We start from the raw sequence: 18118 nt of genomic DNA, 5'->3' as shown, positions 1-18118 counted from the left end.
CTCGTGAGGCTTGATCCTATCATTTGAGGTACTTTGCGGTGCAAAGTGACCGAGTGAGTGCGACGAGACGCAATCAATTACCAAGTATGCTTGAATTCACTACGGTACTGCCAACGGCGGTACCCGGCTTCGACAGTTTGTACCAGTTTATGTCTGGCGGCCATAGCGAGGTGGCCCCACGCCTTCCCATCCCGAACAGGACCGTGAAACGCCTCTGCGCCGATGATAGTGTGGCATTCGCCATGTGAAAGTAGGTCACCGCCAGACTCCCCATTCGCTTTGCAGCTCGGCTGCGAAGCACCCAAAGCCCCGGCTCTTCGAGCCGGGGCTTTGGGCATTTCAAAGCAGAGCAAACCACCGCCTGGCAAAGCGAAATCTGTTTAAAGCCCCGAGCCCAAGCCCCCGAGCGTTAGCTCGGGGCTTGGGCGTTTATGGCACAGAGATATTCTCGGCTGTGAATGGGCTGAGGGACTGCGACGTCTCCAAAGAAAAAAGGCCGGCATTGCCGGCCTTTTTGTGCAGCGGGGGCGGGTTACTTCCCGGTCTTGAACTCCTGCCACAGGCGGGTGCTCAGGCGCTGGATCTTCGGGTCGAGTGCTTTGACCAGGAAGCCGTTCTTCACGTCTTCGGCCGACGGGAAGATCGAGCGGTCGTGCAGGTATTTCGGATTGACGAACTGGCGGGCCGGCAGACTGCCAGGAGCGTAGGTGACGGTGTTGGAGTTGTTCGCCGCGACCTTCGGGTCGAGGTTGTAGTTGATGTACTTGTAGGCGTTGTCGATGTTCTTCGAGTCTTTCGGGATCACCATGCTGTCGACCCACAGCTCGACGCCTTCCTTCGGTACTAGTACGTCGACCTTCACGCCGTTCTTGGCGTCGGCGGCGCGGCGTTTGGCGATGTTGAGGTCGCCGCCGTAGCCGAGCACCAGACACAGGTCGCCGTTGGCCACTTCGTTGATATAGCCCGACGAGGAGAAGCGGGTGACATACGGCCGGATGCTCTTGAGCAGCTTGGCGGCTTCCTGATAGTCGGCTTCGTTGTGGCTGTTCGGGTCCTTGCCGAGGTATTTGAGGGCGATCGGGAACACCTCGGACGGCGCGTCGAGCATGCTGACACCGCAGGACTTCAGCTTGGAGACGGTCTGCGGGTTGAACAGCAGGTCCCACTGTTTGGCCGGCAGCTTGCCGCCGAGCGCCTTGTTGACCTTGTCGGGGTTGATGCCGATGGTGTTGATGCCCCAGAAATACGGTACCGCGTATTTATTGCCGGGATCGGCCTGCGCGATCATGCTCATGATGGCAGGGTCGAGGTTCTTGTAATTGGCTATCTTGCTCTTGTCGAGCGGTTGGTAGAGCCCGGCCGGGATCTGGCGCGCGAGGAAGGTGTTGGACGGCACCACGATGTCGTAGCCGGTCTTGCCGGTGAGCATCTTGGCCTGCAGGATCTCGTTGCTGTCGTAGACGTCGTAGCGGACCTTGACGCCGGTTTCCTTCTGGAAGTTCGGGACGGTGCTCTCGGCGATATAGTCCGACCAGTTATAGATGTTCAATTCCTTGGTCGGGGCGGCCAGTGTAGTGCCGCTTGCCACGACCAGTGCGCTGCCTGCTGCAGCCAGTGCTACAAAACGCTTCATCTCTCTTTTCCTCCGATTAACCTCTATTCAGCCGGCCTTGCATGCCGCCTGCCATGTGGTGGGGCATCACTCGTCTTGTTGATTCAGACGTTCAAGATGTTGAAATAATTAAACAGAACTTGTTCGTCAGCACAAGCACTTTCTGTCTTGGCCGGCGAAATTTCCCTGGTGCTGTGAGGGGGTTGGCACCGTAGCGACGGTGGTGCCATACAGGATGACTGCCGCTGGCTTTGATGGCATGGCAATCGACTTTAGGGAGGGGAGCTCGGATCGCTGATGAGATGATAGGTGCAGTGAGTTGGGCCGATTCTCGATTGGGCAGCGGCAAGTCCTTGATCCGTGGTGATTTGTAAATTTTCTTGAACGGACGTGGGCGAGGGTGGGCTCGGGGCCGGATGGCACCGCCGGGCGAAATGTGCAAGAATTTCATTAATCAACGAATTTTGCAGGTTTCCTATGCTGGACCGGGACGGCTACCGCCCGAACGTCGGAATCATCCTCACGAATCACCGCAACGAGGTGTTCTGGGGAAAGCGGGTGCGCGAGCACTCGTGGCAGTTTCCGCAGGGCGGCATCAAACCGGGCGAAAGCCCCGAAGCAGCGATGTACCGCGAGCTGCTCGAAGAAGTGGGGCTGTTGCCCCAACACGTGAAAATTCTCGGCCGCACCCGCGACTGGTTGCGCTACGAGGTGCCGACCCACTGGGTGCGGCGCGAGTGGCGCGGCAGCTACAAGGGCCAGAAGCAGATCTGGTTCCTGCTGCGGCTGACCGGGCGCGAGAGCGACGTCTGCCTGCGCGCGACCAGCCACCCGGAGTTCGACGCCTGGCGCTGGCACGACTACTGGGCGCCGGTCGACGAGGTGATCGACTTCAAGCGCAACGTCTACGAGTTGGCGCTGCTGGAGCTGTCGCGCTTCCTCAAGGGGGTGGAGTCGCGTAACGACTTTCTCGAGCGGCAGGTACCGCCGGCTTCCGGTGCGGCGCACGACTGAGCGGCACCGAAGCCGCGATTTTCTTGTTTTTTGACCCGGTTTCGGCCAACCTTGGCTGGCCCGCCGGGCCTGACACGCCCGCCCGCACGGGCGTGTTTTCATTCCGGATCGCCGACACAGCATGACACAACAGTACGACGAATCTTCCGTTCGGGTGCTCAAGGGCCTGGAGCCCGTCAAAGAGCGCCCGGGCATGTATACCCGCACCACCGACCCGACGCATATCTGCCAGGAGGTGATCGACAACGCCGCCGACGAGGCGCTCGGCGGCTACGCCAAAAGAATCGCGGTGACCGTGCACGCCGACGGTTCGCTGTCGATCGAGGACGACGGCCGCGGCATTCCGGTCGGCCTGCACCCGGCCGAGAACGTGCCGGTGGTGGAGCTGGTGTTCACCCGCCTGCACGCCGGCGGCAAGTTCAACAAGAAGGACGGCGGCGCCTATGCCTTCTCCGGCGGCCTGCACGGCGTCGGTGTGTCGGTGACCAATGCGTTGTCGACCCGTCTGGAAGTCGAGGTGAAGCGCGACGGCGGCGTGTTCCGTATCGTATTTGCCGGCGGCGACGTGATCGAGCCGCTCGCCCGCGTCGGCGACTGCGGCCCGCGCACCAGCGGCACCCGGGTGCGGGTCTGGCCGGACGGGCGCTATTTCGAGAGCCCGCGCTACTCGATGCCGGAGCTGGAGCGGCTGCTGCGCGCCAAGGCGGTGCTGCTGCCGGGTGTGGCGGTGTCGCTGACGCTCGAGAAGGCCGGCGGCGACGAGGTCAAGCAGTGGCAGTACCCGAACGGCCTGAAGAGCTACCTGGTCGAGCTGTTCGACGGCGACGAGCCGGTCGCGCCGGTGTTCGCCGGCGAGTCCTACATCGGCCCGGAGCACGACAGCTTCGCGCCGGGCGAGGGCGCCAGCTGGGCGCTGGCCTGGTTCGACGAGACGGCCGGCGGCGAGAGCTATGTCAACCTGATCCCGACCCCGGTTGGCGGCACCCACGAGGCCGGGCTGCGCTCCGGCGTGTTCGACGCGGTGAAGAGCTTCATCGAGCACCACAACCTGCTGCCGCGCGGCGTGAAGGTGCAGGCCGAGGACGTGTGGAGCCGGGTGCGCTTCGTGCTGTCGGCACGGGTGCTCGACCCGCAGTTCCAGGGCCAGACCAAGGACAAGCTGACCAGCCGCGACGCGCTGAAGCTGGTGGCGACGATCAGCCGCGACCCGGTCGAGCTGTGGCTGAACCAGAACGTCGAGGCCGGCAAGAAGATCGCCGAGCTGGCGATCCGCCAGGCGCAGAGCCGGCTGAAGTCGGTGAAGAAGGTCGAGAAGAAGAAGGGCTCGGGCGTGGCGGTGCTGCCGGGCAAGCTAACCGACTGCGAGAGCGAGGACATCGAGCGCAACGAGCTGTTCCTGGTCGAGGGCGACTCGGCCGGCGGTTCGGCCAAGCTGGCACGCGACAAGGAGTACCAGGCGATCCTGCCCTTGCGCGGCAAGGTGCTGAACAGCTGGGAGACGCACAAGGACCAGCTGTTCTCCAACGCCGAGATCCACGACATCGCGGTGGCGATCGGCGTCGACCCACACGGGCCGAAGGATGCGCCGGACCTGTCCGGGCTGCGCTACGGCAAGATCGCGATCCTGTCCGACGCCGACGTCGACGGTTCGCATATCCAGGTGCTGCTGCTGACGCTGTTCTTCAAGCATTTCCCGCGGCTGATCGACGCCGGCCACATCTACGTGGCGCAGCCGCCGCTGTTCCGCGTCGACGTGCCAGGGCAGGGCAAGAACCGCCCGCCGAAGAAGCTGTACGCGCTCGACGAGGGCGAGCTGGAGGCGATGCTCGACCGGCTGCGCAGCGAGAGCGTGCGCGAGGGCGCCTGGAGCATCAGCCGCTTCAAGGGCCTGGGCGAAATGAACCCGGAACAGCTGAAGGACACCACGATGCACCCGGATACCCGCCGGCTGTCGCAGGTGCGGGTGCGTAGCGGCGCGCACGCCGCGACCATCGATACCTTCGTGATGCTGATGGGCAAGGGCGAGGCGGCGAGCCGGCGCAGCTGGATGGAGGCGCGCGGCAACGAGGTCGAGGCCGATATCTGAGCCTGCCCGTCCGCCCCGCATCGGCCGCGCCTGCGGCCGATTTTTTTTTTGTCCGGCGTTCGGCCGGGTGTCGGCGGACACTTGGCGTCCTTGGCTTGCTACAATCTGCTTGTCATCACGAGAGAAACCATCAAGGAGTAAAGCATGTCGGGGATGTCCACCACGCTGCCGGCCCGCGAGGAGCGCACCGCGTTCCGCGTGCTCGGTGCGATCAGCTTTTCGCACCTGCTCAACGACATGATCCAGTCGCTGATCCTGGCGATCTATCCGATGCTGAAGCACGACTTCGCGCTGAGCTTCGCGCAGATCGGCCTGATCACGCTGACCTACCAGCTGACCGCGTCGCTGCTGCAGCCGGTGGTGGGCCTGTATACCGATAAGCGGCCGAAGCCGTTCTCGCTGGTGCTCGGCATGGGGCTGACGCTGTCCGGGCTGTTGCTGCTGTCGCAGGCGGCCAGTTTCGGGCTGATCCTGGTCGCCGCGGCGCTGGTCGGCATGGGCTCGTCGGTGTTCCACCCCGAGTCGTCGCGGGTGGCAAGGCTGGCGTCGGGCGGCCAGCACGGCCTGGCGCAGTCGCTGTTCCAGGTCGGCGGCAACCTCGGCTCTGCGCTCGGGCCCTTGCTCGCCGCGCTGATCATCGTGCCGTTCGGCCAGGGCAGCATCGCCTGGTTCTCGGTCGCCGCGCTGTTGGCGATGACGGTCTTGCTCAAGGTCGGCCACTGGTATCGCGCGCACCTGGCAAGCAAGCAGGGTCGCAAGGCGGTGCGTCCCGATAACGGCCTGCCGCGCAACAAGGTGATGCTGGCGCTGGCGATCCTGATAATCCTGGTGTTCTCCAAGTACTTCTACCTCGCCAGCCTGAACAGCTATTACACCTTCTACCTGATCCATCGTTTCGGCCTGTCGGTGCAGAGCGCGCAGGTCTACCTGTTCGTGTTCCTGTTCGCGGTGGCGGCCGGCACCTTGATCGGCGGCCCGGTCGGCGACCGGATCGGTCGCAAGTACGTGATCTGGGGGTCGATCCTCGGCGTCGCGCCATTCACCTTGCTGTTGCCGTACGCCAACCTGTTCTGGACCGGCGTGCTGAGCGTGATCATCGGCGTGGTGATCGCCTCGGCATTTTCGGCGATCCTGGTGTACGCGCAGGAGCTGATCCCCGGCAAGGTCGGGATGGTCTCCGGGCTGTTCTTCGGCTTCGCATTCGGCATGGGCGGTGTCGGCGCGGCGGCGCTCGGCCAGCTGATCGACCTGAGCAGCGTCGAGTATGTCTACAAGCTGTGCGCGTTCCTGCCGCTGATCGGCGTGCTGACGGTGTTGCTGCCGGACCTGGAAGGCGGGCGCCGGGCGGCGCGGGGCTAGGCGGCTGTTCGGCCAACGTTGGATTGGAAAGCGGCCGCCCGGCCGCTTTTTTGCTGCGCGGTAGCGCCGTGTCGGTGCCGGGTGCAAGGCGCCGCCCCCGGCGGGAAGCCGGCCGCTCGGGTATAATCCCGGCCAAATAGATGAGGAAGACTGCACCGATGACGCCGCTGAAGAACGACACTTTCCTGCGCGCTCTGTTGAAGGAGCCGACCGACTACACCCCGATCTGGATGATGCGCCAGGCCGGCCGCTACCTGCCGGAATACCGCGCCACCCGCGCGAAGGCCGGCAGCTTCATGGGGCTGTGTACCAGCCCGGACTACGCCACCGAGGTGACGCTGCAGCCGCTCGAGCGCTTCCCGCTCGACGCCGCGATCCTGTTCTCGGACATCCTGACCGTGCCGGACGCGATGGGGCTGGGCTTGTATTTCGCCGAGGGCGAGGGGCCGAAGTTCGAACGCCCGCTGCGCGACGAGGCGGCGATCAAATCGCTGGCGGTGCCGCATATCGAGGACAAGCTGCAGTACGTGATCGACGCGGTGGCGAGCATCCGCAAGGCGCTGGACGGCCGGGTGCCGCTGATCGGCTTCTCGGGCAGCCCGTTCACGCTGGCCTGCTACATGATCGAGGGTGGCGGTTCGGCCGACTTCCGTCATCTGAAGGCGATGCTGTACGGCCGCCCGGACCTGCTGCATCACATCCTCGGCGTGACCGCCCGCGCGGTCATCGAGTACCTGAACGCGCAGATCGCCGCCGGCGCGCAGGCGGTGCAGATCTTCGACACCTGGGGCGGCGCGCTGACGCTGCCGGCCTACCGTGAGTTCTCGCTCGCCTATATGCAGCAGATCATCGCCGGGCTGAACCGCGAGGCCGACGGCCGCAAGGTGCCGGTGATCGTGTTCACCAAGGGCGGCGGCCAGTGGCTGGAAGACATCGCCGCGATCGGCGCCGACGCGGTCGGCCTCGACTGGACCACCGACATCGGCCAGGCGCGTGCGCGCGTCGGCGACAAGGTGGCGCTGCAGGGCAACTTCGACCCGAACGCGCTGTTCGGCAGCCCGGCGGCGATCGAGCTGGAAGCCGCGCGCATCCTGGCCGCCTACGGCCACGGCAGCGGCCACGTGTTCAACCTCGGCCACGGCATCTCGCAGTTCGCCGATCCGGCGCACGCCGCCGCGCTGGTTGAGGCGGTGCATCGCTTGTCCCGCCCTTACCACGCCTGAAGTCGCCGCTCGACCGATTGGTTTTTGTCGGGCAGACGGTGGGACCGCGCCGCGTCTAAGTCCCTGATCGGATTGAGACGGTGCGGATGCCCGCCCGGGCGCTGGCGGGTCTTTGTATCCGCTTTGAATGGGGGTTGACAGGATTTTGCCGAGTCGTTCTCACGGTTATGCACAAGCGCTAGCGGCTCGGATTCTCGCTGTCAAGAAGTAGTCACGGTTTTTTTGTGGTAAGCATAGCTAGTTGATTTATAACGATTTATTTCGTTGTTCATTTTTTGTGCAAGCCAATGGCAGGGCCGATCTGCCGGCCCCGGACCGGCAGATTCAGCGTTTGTCCACAAAGTTATCCACAGTATCTGTGTACACCCGCCGCAAAGCCTTGCCGGCCCGGCTTTTCAGGAGAGCATCCGTCCGCATGGCCAATCCGGTTTCGCTGCAGGTGGCGATCAACGTGCCACTTGCCATGACATTTACCTACCTTGCCGAACAGTCGTTGCCGGTGGGATGCCGAGTCCGGGTGCCGTTTCGCGGCGGCGAGCAGACCGGCGTTGTGGTGGAGGACCAACACCCGGTCGCGGTGCCTGCGCACAAGCTCAAGAGCGTCGAATCCTGCCTCGACGAAGTGCCGCCACTGCCCGCCGATTTCCTCGAACTGATCCGCTTCACCTCGCAGTACTACCGTCACCCGATCGGCCAGACGCTGTTCGCTGCCTTGCCAGGCCCATTGCGCCGGCCGCAGCCGGCGCGCTGGCCGGACGAGCGCAGCTGGCAGCTGACGCTGGCGGCACACGATGCGGAAGGGCCGCCGCCACGGCAGAAGGCGCGTCACGCGCTGTGGCACGCGCTCGGTGCACCGCTGTCGCTGACCGAGGCCAAGGCGCTGACGCCGCAGGCGCCGGCGCTGTTGAAGCAGTGGTTGGCCGAAGGGCTGGTCGAGCGGGTCGAGGCGGTGCCTTCGCTGATAGTGGCCGACGGCCCGGAGCTCAACGACGAGCAGGCGGCGGCAGTCGAGGCGGTGGCCGGCTCGTTCGACGGCTTCGCGCCGTGGCTGCTCAACGGCGTCACCGGCAGCGGCAAGACCGAGGTCTACCTGCGGCTGATCGAGCGGGTGCTGGCCGCCGGCCGCCAGGTGCTGGTGCTGGTGCCGGAAATCAACCTGACGCCGCAGCTGGTCGAGCGCTTCGCGCGCCGCTTCCCGGCGACGCCGCTGGCCGCGCTGCACAGCAGTCTCGCCGACGGCGAACGCCTGGCCGGCTGGCTGGCCGCCTGGCGCGGCTGCGCCGGCATCGTGATCGGCACGCGCCTCGCGGTGTTCACGCCGCTGGCGCGGCTGGGGCTGGTCATCGTCGACGAGGAGCACGACGGCTCGTTCAAGCAGCAGGACGAGCTGCGCTACCACGCCCGCGACCTGGCTGTGTGGCGCGCCCGCCAGGCCGGCGTGCCGATCGTGCTCGGCAGCGCCACGCCGAGCCTGGAGAGCGTCGCCAACGTCGACGCCGGCCGCTACCGCGAACTCACCTTGAGCCGGCGCGCGCACGGCGCCGCCGAGCTGCCGGCGGTACGGCTGATCGACATCCGCCGTCAGAAGCTGGTCGAAGGCTTGGCCGAACCGGCGATCGCGGCGCTGCGAGCCCGGGTGGCACGCAAGGAACTGAGCTTGGTGTATGTGAACCGGCGCGGTTACGCGCCGGTGATCGCGTGCACCGAGTGCGGCTGGCTGTCCGGCTGCCCGCACTGTTCGGCACGGCTGGTCTGGCATGTGACCGACCGGCGTCTGCACTGCCACCACTGCGGCTACCACGAGGCGCCGCCGCGCGCCTGCCCAGACTGCGGCAACAGCGATCTGAAGCCGTTGGGGCAGGGCACGCAGCGGGTCGAGGAGGCGCTGACCGGCTTGCTGCCGGGCGCGCGGCTGCTGCGCATCGATCGCGACACGGTCAGCCGCAAGGACGCCTGGGAGGCGATCTACCGCAAGGTGCACGGCGGCGAGGTCGACGTGCTGATCGGCACGCAGATGCTCGCCAAGGGCCACGACTTCCCGGCGCTGTCGCTGGTGCTGGTGCTGAACGCCGACGGCGGGCTGTATTCGGCCGACTTTCGCGCCGGCGAGCGGCTGTTCGCGCAGCTGTCGCAGGTGGCCGGCCGCGCCGGCCGCGCCGACACGCCGGGCGAAGTGCTGGTTCAGACGCAGTGGCCGGAGCACCCGCTCTACCAGGCGCTGCTCGCGCACGACGTCGCCGGTTTCGCCCGCCAGCAGTTGGCCGAACGGCGCGACGCCGGCTTCCCGCCGGCGGCGTTCCAGGTCTCGCTGCGCGCCGATGCCAGGACGCTGGCCGAGGCGAGCGCCTTTCTCGACGCCGCCGCGGCGCTGGCCGAGCCGCCCGACGACGTGACGCTGGCGGGCCCGGCGCCGGCGCTGATGGTGCGGCTCGCCAGCCGCGAGCGCGCCCATCTGCTGGTCGAGGCGCCGCAGCGCGCCCGGCTGCATGCCTTTCTCGACGACTGGCTGCCGCGGCTGGCAGGATTGCAGCAGGCGCACCGCGCGGTGCGCTGGTCGATCGACGTAGACCCGCAGGATTTCTGAGATGACTCGTTTCTTGAACCGGCTCGCGGCCGGAGGCCTTGTTCTTTGTGCCGGCCTGGCGCAGGCGCTCGACCTGCACGGCCTGGCGCCCGGCGAGGTGGCGGTGTGGGCGGCGCCGGTGGAGGGAGGCGCGCCGCTCATCGAACACCGCGCCGACGTGGCGGTGAACCCGGCGTCGACGATGAAGCTGGTGACCTCGTACGCGGCGCTGTCCCGGCTCGGCCCCGGCTACCGCTGGACCACCCGGCTGGTGTCGTCGGCGCCGATCGTCGACGGCGTGCTCAGGGGCGACCTGTACTGGGTCGGCAGCGGCGACCCGCGTTTCGACCAGCGCGATCTGGTCGAGCTCTCCGCTGAGCTGCGCCGCCGCGGCATCCGCGAGATCGCCGGGCGGCTGCTGTTCGACCGCTCGGTGTGGAGCGGCGTGGGCCGCGCCGACGATTTCGACGGCGACGCCGAGCGCGCGTTCATGGTCGCGCCCGATCCGCAGCTGACCAGCCTGAAGGTCGCCTGGCTGGCGTTCTATAACGACGGCCTCGGCCCGCGCGTGGCGCTCGACCCGGCGCTGCCGGGAGTCAATCTTTTGGCCAAGCTGAGCGACGGCGGTGCCGGTGCCTGCGGCGACGTGCGCAACCGGGTGGCGATCCGCGTCGCCGGCGACAGCATCAGCGTGACAGGCAAGCTGCCGCAGGGCTGCGACGGCGCGCGCGCCTTCGTCAATGTGCTGAGCCCGCAGGCGTTCTCGCAGCAGAGCTTCGTCGCCGCGTGGCGCGGCCAGGGCGGCGCCGGGCCGGCCGGCTTCGGCGTCGGCACGGCCCCGGCCGGCGCGGCGCTGCTGGCAAGCCATGACTCGGAGCCGTTGCTCGATGCGCTCTACTACACCAACAAGTACAGCAACAACACCATGGCGCGCACCTTGTACCTGACGCTCGGCAAGGAGGAGGCGCCGGGCAGCGACACCCCGGCCGGCGCCGAGCGCGCGGTGCGCAGGACCTTGGCCGCAGCGCATATCTCCGACGAGCCCTTGGTGCTGGAAAACGGCGCCGGCCTGTCGCGGCGCGAGCGGGTGTCGGCGCGGCTGATGGGGCAGCTGCTGCTCGCCGCGGCGCGCGGCCCGTACGCCGGCGAGTTTCTTGCCAGCCTGCCGATCGCCGGCGAGGACGGCACGCTGAAGAAGCGCTTCGCCGACGTCGGTGCGCGGCTCAGGATGAAGACCGGCACCCTCAGGGACGTGCGTGCGCTGGCCGGCTACTGGCTGGCGCCGGATGGGCGGCGGCTGGCGATCGTGGTGATCGTCAACAGCCCGCGGGCGCCGCAGCTTGCCGCGCCGATCGACGAGATCGTCGCCGACATCATCGGCGGCGCGGGATCGATGCGTTGACGCCTTTTTGCGCGGCGAGAGCGGTGGCGCGCGCCAGCCGGTATAATCGGCCCGAACGTTGAATAGCGAGAGTTGTGATGAAACCGGTCAAGATGTACACCACCGCCGTCTGCCCATACTGCACGATGGCCAAGCGCCTGTTGGCGACCAAGGGCATTACCGAGATCGAGGAGGTCCGCATCGACCTCGACCCGGCCGAGCGCGCCAGCATGATGCAGATCACCGGCCGCCGCACCGTGCCGCAGATCTACGTCGGCGACACCCACGTCGGCGGCTTCGACGACCTGGACGCGCTCAACCGCGCCGGCAAGCTGGACGTGCTGCTGGCCGACTAGCCGCTGTCACACGGCCGTGCGATGATGGCCGTTTTCACCCCTTAACCTGTCCCGTGCCGTCGGCGCGGGTCTTCTTGAGAGTAAACATGAGCGAACAACAAGAGCTGCAACCGGTCTTCTCGATCGAGAAAATCTACGTCAAGGACATGTCGCTGGAAGTGCCGAACGCCCCGGCGGTGTTCCTGGAGCAGGCGCAGCCCGAGATCGACATGCAGATCGCCTCGGAAGGCAAGCCGGTCGAAGAAGGCTTCTACGAGTGCTCGCTGACCGTCACCGTCACCGCCAAGCTGCCGGACAGCAAGACGATGTTCCTGGTCGAAGTGGCGCAGGCCGGCATCTTCCAGATCCGCAACGTGCCGCAGGAAGACCTCGACCCGATCCTCGGCGTGGCCTGCCCGAACATCCTGTTCCCGTACGCGCGCGAAGCCGTGTCGAGCGTGGTGAACCGTGCCGGCTTCCCGCCGGTGCTGCTGACCCCGATCAACTTCGAAGCGCTGTATCTGCAGCAGCGCGGTCAGGTCGCCGAGGCGTAAACCGATGAAGCGCCTCGCTCTCGCCGCGCTCGCGCTGGCGCTGATCGCACCGTTGGCCCACGCGCTGGAGTTTCGCTCGGTGAAGGAGACCGGCGTCGCGCTGTACGAGTCGCCGTCGATCACCGCCAAGAAGCTGTTCGTGGTCAGCCGTTACTACCCGGTCGAGGTGCTGTCGACCCAGAAGGAGTGGGCGCGGGTGCGCGACGCCACCGGCGGGATCGCCTGGATTCCGGCGGCGGCGCTGTCGAACCAGCGCTGGCTGTTGGTGATCGCCGAACGCGCCGCGGTGCACGAGACCGCCGCCGACACCGCGCCGGCCCGCTTCATCGTGCCGAAGGACGGCGTAGTCGAATTGCTCGAACCGCCGCGCGCCGGCTGGGTGAAGGTGCGTCACCGCGACGGCAGCGAGGGCTACGCCAAGATCAACGATCTGTGGGGGCTGTGAGCGGCCCCGCTGCCTCTGCAGCGGATCGGGATTGGGTCAACGGGCCGCGTACCACGCCGGCCCGTTTTTTGTCGCCCTGCCGCCAACCGCGGCGGGGTGCTGCGAACAAGGAGTGTGCGTGAAGCTTGCCGTCTTGGGTGCCGGTGCCTGGGGCACCGCGCTCGCGATCGATTACGCGCGGGACCACCAGGTGACGCTGTGGGCGCGCAACGCCGAGCAGGTGGCCGAGATGGCCGACAACCGGGTCAACAGCCGCTACCTGCCGGACGCCGAGTTCCCGCCGGCGCTGGTGCTCAGCGCCGATCTGGCCGAAGCGGTGGCCGACGCCGAGCTGATCCTGCTAGTGACGCCGATCGCCGGCTTTCGGCCGACCTTGCAGGCGCTGGCCGCGCTCGGCCGACCGGTGCCGGCTATCCTCTGGGCGTGCAAGGGCTTCGAGGCCGGCAGCGGCCTGCTGCCGCACCAGGTGTTGGCCGAAGAGCTGCCGGGCCTTGCCGAATTCGGCGTGCTGTCCGGGCCGAGTTTCGCCCGCGAGGTGGCGCTCGGCCTGCCGGCGGCGGTGACCGTGGCGTCGGACGACTACGGCTTCGCCAAACGCGTCGCCAAACAACTGAACAGCGCGCGGCTGCGCCTATACGCCAACGACGACCTGGTCGGTGTCGAGGTCGGCGCGGCGGTGAAGAACGTGATGGCGATCGCTACCGGCGTCGCCGACGGGCTGGGCTTCGGCCTGAACGCCCGCGCCGCGCTGATCACCCGCGGCCTCGCCGAGGTGACCCGGCTGGTGGTGGCGCTCGGCGGCAAGGTCGAGACGATGATGGGTCTCGCCGGCATGGGCGACCTGATCCTGACCTGCACCGGCGCGCTGTCGCGCAACCGCCAGGTCGGCCTGAAGCTGGCCGAAGCGAAGCCGCTGGAGGTGATCCTGCACGAGCTCGGTCACGTCGCCGAGGGGGTGCCGACCGCGTACGAGGTGCAGCGCTTGGCCCGCGAGCTGAACGTCGCGATGCCGATCACCGACGCGGTCTGCCAGCTGCTCTCCGGCAGCGCCGACCCGCAGCAGGTGGTGGCCGGGTTGATGGGGCGGGAACCGAAGTCGGAGTCCGGCGACGCGTTGGGTTGAGTCCCGGCCGAACCGCCACAAAAAAGCCGGCTCCGCGGAGCCGGCTTTTTTGCGTCCGGGCCTTGTGTCAGCCGGCGCCGGCCGGCATCAGCAGCGGGCTGAACGCCCGGGTCGAGATCGCCAGCCGCGCGCCCGGCTCGAGCGGTGCCGCCTCGTCGTCGGTGGCGATCACCTCGACGATGTCCTGGCCGACCAGTAGCGTCAGGATCCACACCACGTCGCTGCGGCGTTTCGCCAGCAGTTCGCCGGACAGCGACAGCCGGTCGCGGCTCGGCGCCTGGCCGATGAACACATCGCGCGGGTGGCCATGGCGGACGATGCGGCCGTGCTCGCAGACCACCACCCGGTGTGACAGTCGGAACACTTCCGACAGGTCGTGCGAGACCAGCACCGTGGTCAGGCCGAAGCGCTGGTGCAGCGCCAGCAGCTCCTGCTGCAGTTTGAGGCGCAGCGACAGGTCGAGCGCCGACAAGGGCTCGTCGAGCAGCAAGAGCCGCGGCCGCCGCGCCAGCGCGCGCGCCAGCGCGACGCGCTGCTGCTGACCGCCGGACAGCTCGTGCGGGCGCCGGTCGGCGAGGCCCGACAGCCGGGTCAACTCGAGCAGTTCGTCGACCCAGGCCGACTCGCCGCGGCCGACCGCGTAGCCGATGTTGTCGCGCACCGACATCGCCGGGAACAGCGCGTAGTCCTGGAAAACGAAACCCACGGTGCGCTGCTGCGGCGGCTTGTAGACGCCGCGCGCGGTGTCGAACCAGGTCTCGCCGTCGACGACGAGGGTGCCGCTGTCGGGTTTCTCCAGCCCGGCGATGAGGCGCAGCAGCGTGCTCTTGCCTGCGCCGGACGCGCCGAACAGCGTCAGGAATTCGCCGTCGCCAATTTCGCCTGCCATTGCCAGCGTGAACGCGCTGCCAGCGCTGCGACCCGGCCGGGACAGGGTCAGGTCGAAGGCGATCATCGCAGCACCACCTTATGCCGGCGGTTCAGCCAGTTGAGCACGAACACGATGGCGAAGCAGAACGCGAACAGGATTAGTGAGTAGCCATGCGCCGCGCTGTAGTTGTGGACCTCCACCTCGTTGTAGATCGCGATCGAGGCGACGCGGGTCTGGTCGGGGATGTTGCCGCCTATCATCAGCACCACGCCGAATTCGCCGACGGTGTGCGCGAACGCCATCACCGTGCCGACCAACAGCGCCGGGCGCACGCTCGGTAGCTCGACGCGGCAGAAGGTCGCCAGCCGCGACTTGCCGAGCGTGTACGACGCCTCGCGCAGGCTCGGTGGCAGGTTGGATAGTGCCGCCTGCACCGGTTGCACCATGAACGGCAGGCTATACAGCACCGAGCCGACCACCAGACCTTCGAAGGTGAACACCAGGCGCAGGTTGAAGGCGCTGGCGAGCCAGGCGCCGAAGGCGTTGTTCGGGCTCAGCGTCAACAGCAGGTAGAAGCCGAGCACCGACGGCGGCAGCACCAGCGGCATGCTGACCAGGGTCTCGACCAGGGGTTTGGCGCGCGAGCGCGAGTGGGCGATCCAGCCGGCCAGCGGCACGCCGAGCACGAACAGGATGACGGTGGTGAGCGCGGCGAGCTCGGCGGTCAGCCACAGCGGCCCCCAGTCGAGTTCAGCGAACATCGGCGCTCCCATCATCGGCGAGCAGCGTCATCTCGTTGGCCTTGATCAGCGCCTCGACCGCGTCGCCCGGCGCGAGCGCCAGCTGGCGCGCCGAGCGGCTGGTGATCAGCGCCGACAGCGCGTATTGGCCGAAGGCGAGGTCCACACGGGTCAGCAGCTCGCCCTGGTGCAGGGCGGTGACCCGGCATGGCAGCCGGTTGCGCAGGCTGATCTCGCCCGCCAGCCGCTTGGCGAGCGACACCTCCAGCTCCTTGAACGCCAGCGTCACGCGGCTGCCGACAGGGTAGTGGCGCGCCGGCTCCGGCTCGCCGACCAGCATCGCGGTGCAGCCAAGCTCGCCGACGCGCACGTCGACGAGCGCGATGCCGTCGCAGGCGGTCACGCCGCAGACGGTGGCCGGCAGCTGGTTCATGGCAGGGTGTAGCCGTTGCGCTCGAAGATGCTGCGCGCCTTGCCGCTGTAGAGGAAGTCGTAGAATTTCTTCGACGCCTGCGGGGCGCTGTCCTGGCCGTGCTTGAGCACCACCGCGCCTTGCGCGATCGGCTCGTAGGCGGCCTTCGGCACCTCGACCCACTGGCCCTGGCCCTTCATTTCCGGCGCGACCACCACCGACTTGGCGGTGAAGCCGGCGTCGACCACGCCCGACGCGATGTACTGGCTGGCCTGGGCGATGCTCTCGCCGTACACCAGTTTCGGCGTCAGCGTCTCGGTCAGCTTGTAGTAGTTCAGCGCGCGCATCGCCTCGCGGCCGTACGGCGCGGTCTTCGGGTTGGCGACGGCGATCTTGTTGACGCTGGCCGACGCCAGCGTCTTCTGCCAGCTCTTCAGGTCGACGCCGCGGGTAGTCCACAGCACCAGCGTGCCGTAGGCGTACGGCTTCGGCGCGGCGGTGGCCAGGCCCTGTTCGTGCAGCTTCTGCGGGAAGTCCATATCGGCCGACAGGAACACGTCGAACGGCGCGCCGTTGGCGATCTGGGTGGCGAACTTGCCGGACGGGCCGAACGCGCCCTTGGCCTCGATGCCGCTTTCCTTGTGGAATTCGCGCGCCAGGTCGTCGAACACGTATTGCACGTTGGCGGCGACCGCGACGTTGATCGTTTCGGCCAGTGCGCCGAACGGCAGCACGACCAGGCCGAGTGCGATGAGCAGGTGTTGGGGTTTCATGTATAGCGTCTCCTTGTTGTTATGGGTGGGGCAGAAATCAGAACGGCACGCCGAGAATCACGCTCTTGGCGTCGAATACCGCCAGCGCCGGCGCGCCGACGCGCAGCGTGGCCGCTTCGGCCAAGGTGACGATGCCGTACAGCACGTCGCTGCCGGACAGCTGCAGCGCCACCTCGGCGTCGTTGGGGCCGACGATGATCTCGCCGACGGTGCCGGGCAGCCGGTTGGCGGGCGGCGCCGGCAGGTCGCTGTCGGGCGGCACGATCGCCACCCACTGCGCCTTGATCAGCGCGACGATCTCCTGGTCGAGCGCCAGGTTGATCCGCTCGGTGCTGCGGTGGGTGATCAGCACCGACAGTTTCTCGCCGCCGGACAGCGCCAGCTCCACCTCGTCGTTGACGGTACCGCTGCGGATCGCGCGGACCGCGCCGAACAGCTGGTTGCGCGCCGAGGTCTTCAGCGCCAGCTTCTTCAACAGCGGCAGGTCGGCGAGGCTGGCTGCCTCGTCGGACAGCGCACGCACGAAGGCGGCGTGCGCGCGTTCGACCGCCTGGTAGCCGGCGACCAGCTGTTCGCCGCGCTCGGTCAGCCGGGTGCCGCCGCCGTGCTTGCCGCCGGTCTCGCGGATTACCAGCGGCTGGTCGGCGAGACGGTTCATCGCCTCGACCGTGTCCCACGCCCACTTGTAGCTGCGGCCGAGCGCCTTGGCCGCCTGGCTGATCGAGCCGGTGTCGGCAATCGCGCTGAGCAGGCCGACCTCGGCGCGGCCGGCCAGGTTGGCCTCGCCCTGTTCGAACCAGACCTGGGCGTTCAGACGTAAGGCGTCGTGGCGGGAAGCTGGCATGACATTAGCTTTCAAGTGTTATATCGAATCGAGTATAACGCTGAGCTCGGCCGGTCGCTATTATTTGTTTGATATAACGGATGGCAATAAAAAACCCGGCCTAGCCGGGTCTGGGGCACGATCGGTTGTGGCGTCTCAGCCGGCGTTGCCGACGTGGTGGATGTACGAGGCGATGCCGCCCATCAGCATCTCGATCGAGATCGCGGTCAGCACCAGGCCCATCAGCCGCTCGAGCGCCGAGATCACCTGCTCGCCGAGCAGGCGGTTGAGGCGGCCGGCAAACAGGAACACTACGGTGGTCACCGCCATCGTGATCGTCAGTGCGCCGACCCACTCGAACATCCGCGCCGGTTCGCGGGTCGACAGCAGTAGCACCGTCGCCATCGCCGACGGGCCGGCGATCAGCGGGATCGCGATCGGCACGATGAACGGTTCCTGGCCGAGCTTGCCGGAGAACAGGCTGGCGCCCTCGGACGGGAAGATCATCCGGATCGCAATCAGGAACAGGATTACGCCGCCGGCGATGCGCAGGCTCTCGTCGGTGAGGTGCATCACCTCGAGGAAGGACTTGCCGAAGAACAGGAACAGCAGCAGCACTACGAAGGCGATCAGGCATTCGCGCAGCACCACCTTGCGGCGCCGCTCCGGCTTCACCTGCTTCAGCGCCGCGATGAACAGCGGAATATTGCCGAGCGGGTCGGTGATCAGGATCAGCAGGATGGTGGCGGAAAGGAAGGAGGTTTCCATGCGGCCGGCTCGGGTGGTTAGGGGTAAGGGCGCGAT

17 protein-coding genes and 1 rRNA gene are annotated in these 18118 nt (G+C 67.2%); 11 read left to right on the top strand and 7 right to left on the bottom strand.

Going from position 1 to position 18118, the window contains the following annotated elements:
* Window positions 1-152 precede the first annotated feature (152 nt).
* Window positions 153-267: ribosomal RNA gene (gene rrf / locus ACZ2IA_RS04725) — 5S ribosomal RNA — on the top strand.
* A 265-nt stretch (window positions 268-532) separates the two neighbouring features.
* Here the strand turns inward: rrf and ACZ2IA_RS04720 are convergent.
* Window positions 533-1633 carry a polyamine ABC transporter substrate-binding protein gene (locus ACZ2IA_RS04720; protein WP_470291414.1) on the bottom strand — a complete coding sequence of 367 codons (1101 nt, stop codon included), beginning with the start codon at window positions 1631-1633 and terminating at the stop codon, window positions 533-535.
* Between the two features lie 456 nt (window positions 1634-2089).
* On the opposite strand from ACZ2IA_RS04720, the gene ACZ2IA_RS04715 reads away from it, so the two are divergent.
* The 10 genes from ACZ2IA_RS04715 to ACZ2IA_RS04670 all read left to right on the top strand — a co-directional run bounded on the left by ACZ2IA_RS04715 (window position 2090) and on the right by ACZ2IA_RS04670 (window position 13695).
* The gene (locus ACZ2IA_RS04715) at window positions 2090-2626 is read left to right on the top strand and encodes an RNA pyrophosphohydrolase (protein ID WP_470291413.1); all 537 of its coding nucleotides are present in this window, start codon (window positions 2090-2092) and stop codon (window positions 2624-2626) included.
* 121 nt (window positions 2627-2747) lie between these two features.
* Complete coding sequence (parE, locus tag ACZ2IA_RS04710; protein WP_470291412.1) at window positions 2748-4712, top strand: DNA topoisomerase IV subunit B; 1965 nt, start codon at window positions 2748-2750, stop codon at window positions 4710-4712.
* Between the two features lie 144 nt (window positions 4713-4856).
* Entirely contained in the window at window positions 4857-6071 is a 1215-nt protein-coding gene (locus ACZ2IA_RS04705; protein ID WP_470291411.1) for an MFS transporter, read from the top strand.
* 158 nt (window positions 6072-6229) lie between these two features.
* Window positions 6230-7294: a uroporphyrinogen decarboxylase gene (gene hemE / locus ACZ2IA_RS04700; protein WP_470291410.1), complete on the top strand. Its 1065-nt coding sequence runs from the start codon at window positions 6230-6232 to the stop codon at window positions 7292-7294.
* Window positions 7295-7709: 415 nt separating this feature from the next.
* Window positions 7710-9878 carry a primosomal protein N' gene (locus tag ACZ2IA_RS04695; RefSeq protein ID WP_470291409.1) on the top strand — a complete coding sequence of 723 codons (2169 nt, stop codon included), beginning with the start codon at window positions 7710-7712 and terminating at the stop codon, window positions 9876-9878.
* 1 nt (window position 9879) lies between these two features.
* Window positions 9880-11259, top strand: coding sequence for a D-alanyl-D-alanine carboxypeptidase/D-alanyl-D-alanine endopeptidase (gene dacB / locus ACZ2IA_RS04690; RefSeq protein WP_470291408.1), 1380 nt, complete (start codon window positions 9880-9882; stop codon window positions 11257-11259).
* A gap of 77 nt (window positions 11260-11336) precedes the next feature.
* Window positions 11337-11594, top strand: a complete 258-nt coding sequence (grxC, locus tag ACZ2IA_RS04685; protein WP_470291407.1) for a glutaredoxin 3 — start codon at window positions 11337-11339, stop codon at window positions 11592-11594.
* An 86-nt stretch (window positions 11595-11680) separates the two neighbouring features.
* Window positions 11681-12127 carry a protein-export chaperone SecB gene (gene secB / locus ACZ2IA_RS04680; protein ID WP_470291406.1) on the top strand — a complete coding sequence of 149 codons (447 nt, stop codon included), beginning with the start codon at window positions 11681-11683 and terminating at the stop codon, window positions 12125-12127.
* A gap of 4 nt (window positions 12128-12131) precedes the next feature.
* Window positions 12132-12572 (top strand): SH3 domain-containing protein, encoded by a 441-nt coding sequence (locus ACZ2IA_RS04675; RefSeq protein ID WP_470291405.1) that lies wholly within the window; start codon window positions 12132-12134, stop codon window positions 12570-12572.
* A 118-nt stretch (window positions 12573-12690) separates the two neighbouring features.
* Window positions 12691-13695 carry an NAD(P)H-dependent glycerol-3-phosphate dehydrogenase gene (locus tag ACZ2IA_RS04670; RefSeq protein WP_470291404.1) on the top strand — a complete coding sequence of 335 codons (1005 nt, stop codon included), beginning with the start codon at window positions 12691-12693 and terminating at the stop codon, window positions 13693-13695.
* A gap of 67 nt (window positions 13696-13762) precedes the next feature.
* Here ACZ2IA_RS04670 and ACZ2IA_RS04665 read toward each other — a convergent pair whose 3' ends face one another.
* The 6 genes from ACZ2IA_RS04665 to ACZ2IA_RS04640 all read right to left on the bottom strand — a co-directional run bounded on the left by ACZ2IA_RS04665 (window position 13763) and on the right by ACZ2IA_RS04640 (window position 18082).
* Window positions 13763-14650, bottom strand: coding sequence for an ABC transporter ATP-binding protein (locus ACZ2IA_RS04665; protein ID WP_470291403.1), 888 nt, complete (start codon window positions 14648-14650; stop codon window positions 13763-13765).
* Window positions 14647-15327 (bottom strand): molybdate ABC transporter permease subunit, encoded by a 681-nt coding sequence (modB, locus tag ACZ2IA_RS04660; protein WP_470291402.1) that lies wholly within the window; start codon window positions 15325-15327, stop codon window positions 14647-14649. Before modB ends, ACZ2IA_RS04665 begins: the two co-directional genes overlap by 4 nt.
* A complete protein-coding gene (locus tag ACZ2IA_RS04655; protein ID WP_470291401.1) occupies window positions 15317-15739 on the bottom strand; it encodes a TOBE domain-containing protein in 423 nt (140 codons plus the stop codon). The genes modB and ACZ2IA_RS04655 overlap by 11 nt, the downstream gene beginning before the upstream one ends.
* Window positions 15736-16491, bottom strand: a complete 756-nt coding sequence (modA, locus tag ACZ2IA_RS04650; protein WP_470291400.1) for a molybdate ABC transporter substrate-binding protein — start codon at window positions 16489-16491, stop codon at window positions 15736-15738. Before modA ends, ACZ2IA_RS04655 begins: the two co-directional genes overlap by 4 nt.
* 37 nt (window positions 16492-16528) lie before the next feature.
* A complete protein-coding gene (locus ACZ2IA_RS04645) occupies window positions 16529-17335 on the bottom strand; it encodes a TOBE domain-containing protein (RefSeq protein ID WP_470291399.1) in 807 nt (268 codons plus the stop codon).
* Window positions 17336-17470: 135 nt separating this feature from the next.
* The gene (locus ACZ2IA_RS04640; protein ID WP_470291398.1) at window positions 17471-18082 is read right to left on the bottom strand and encodes a MarC family protein; all 612 of its coding nucleotides are present in this window, start codon (window positions 18080-18082) and stop codon (window positions 17471-17473) included.
* Window positions 18083-18118: the final 36 nt, after the last annotated feature.

The sequence above is a fragment of the Crenobacter sp. CS_VA4 genome, assembly GCF_055597485.1.
This window is presented reverse-complemented; position numbering and strand designations above follow the sequence as displayed.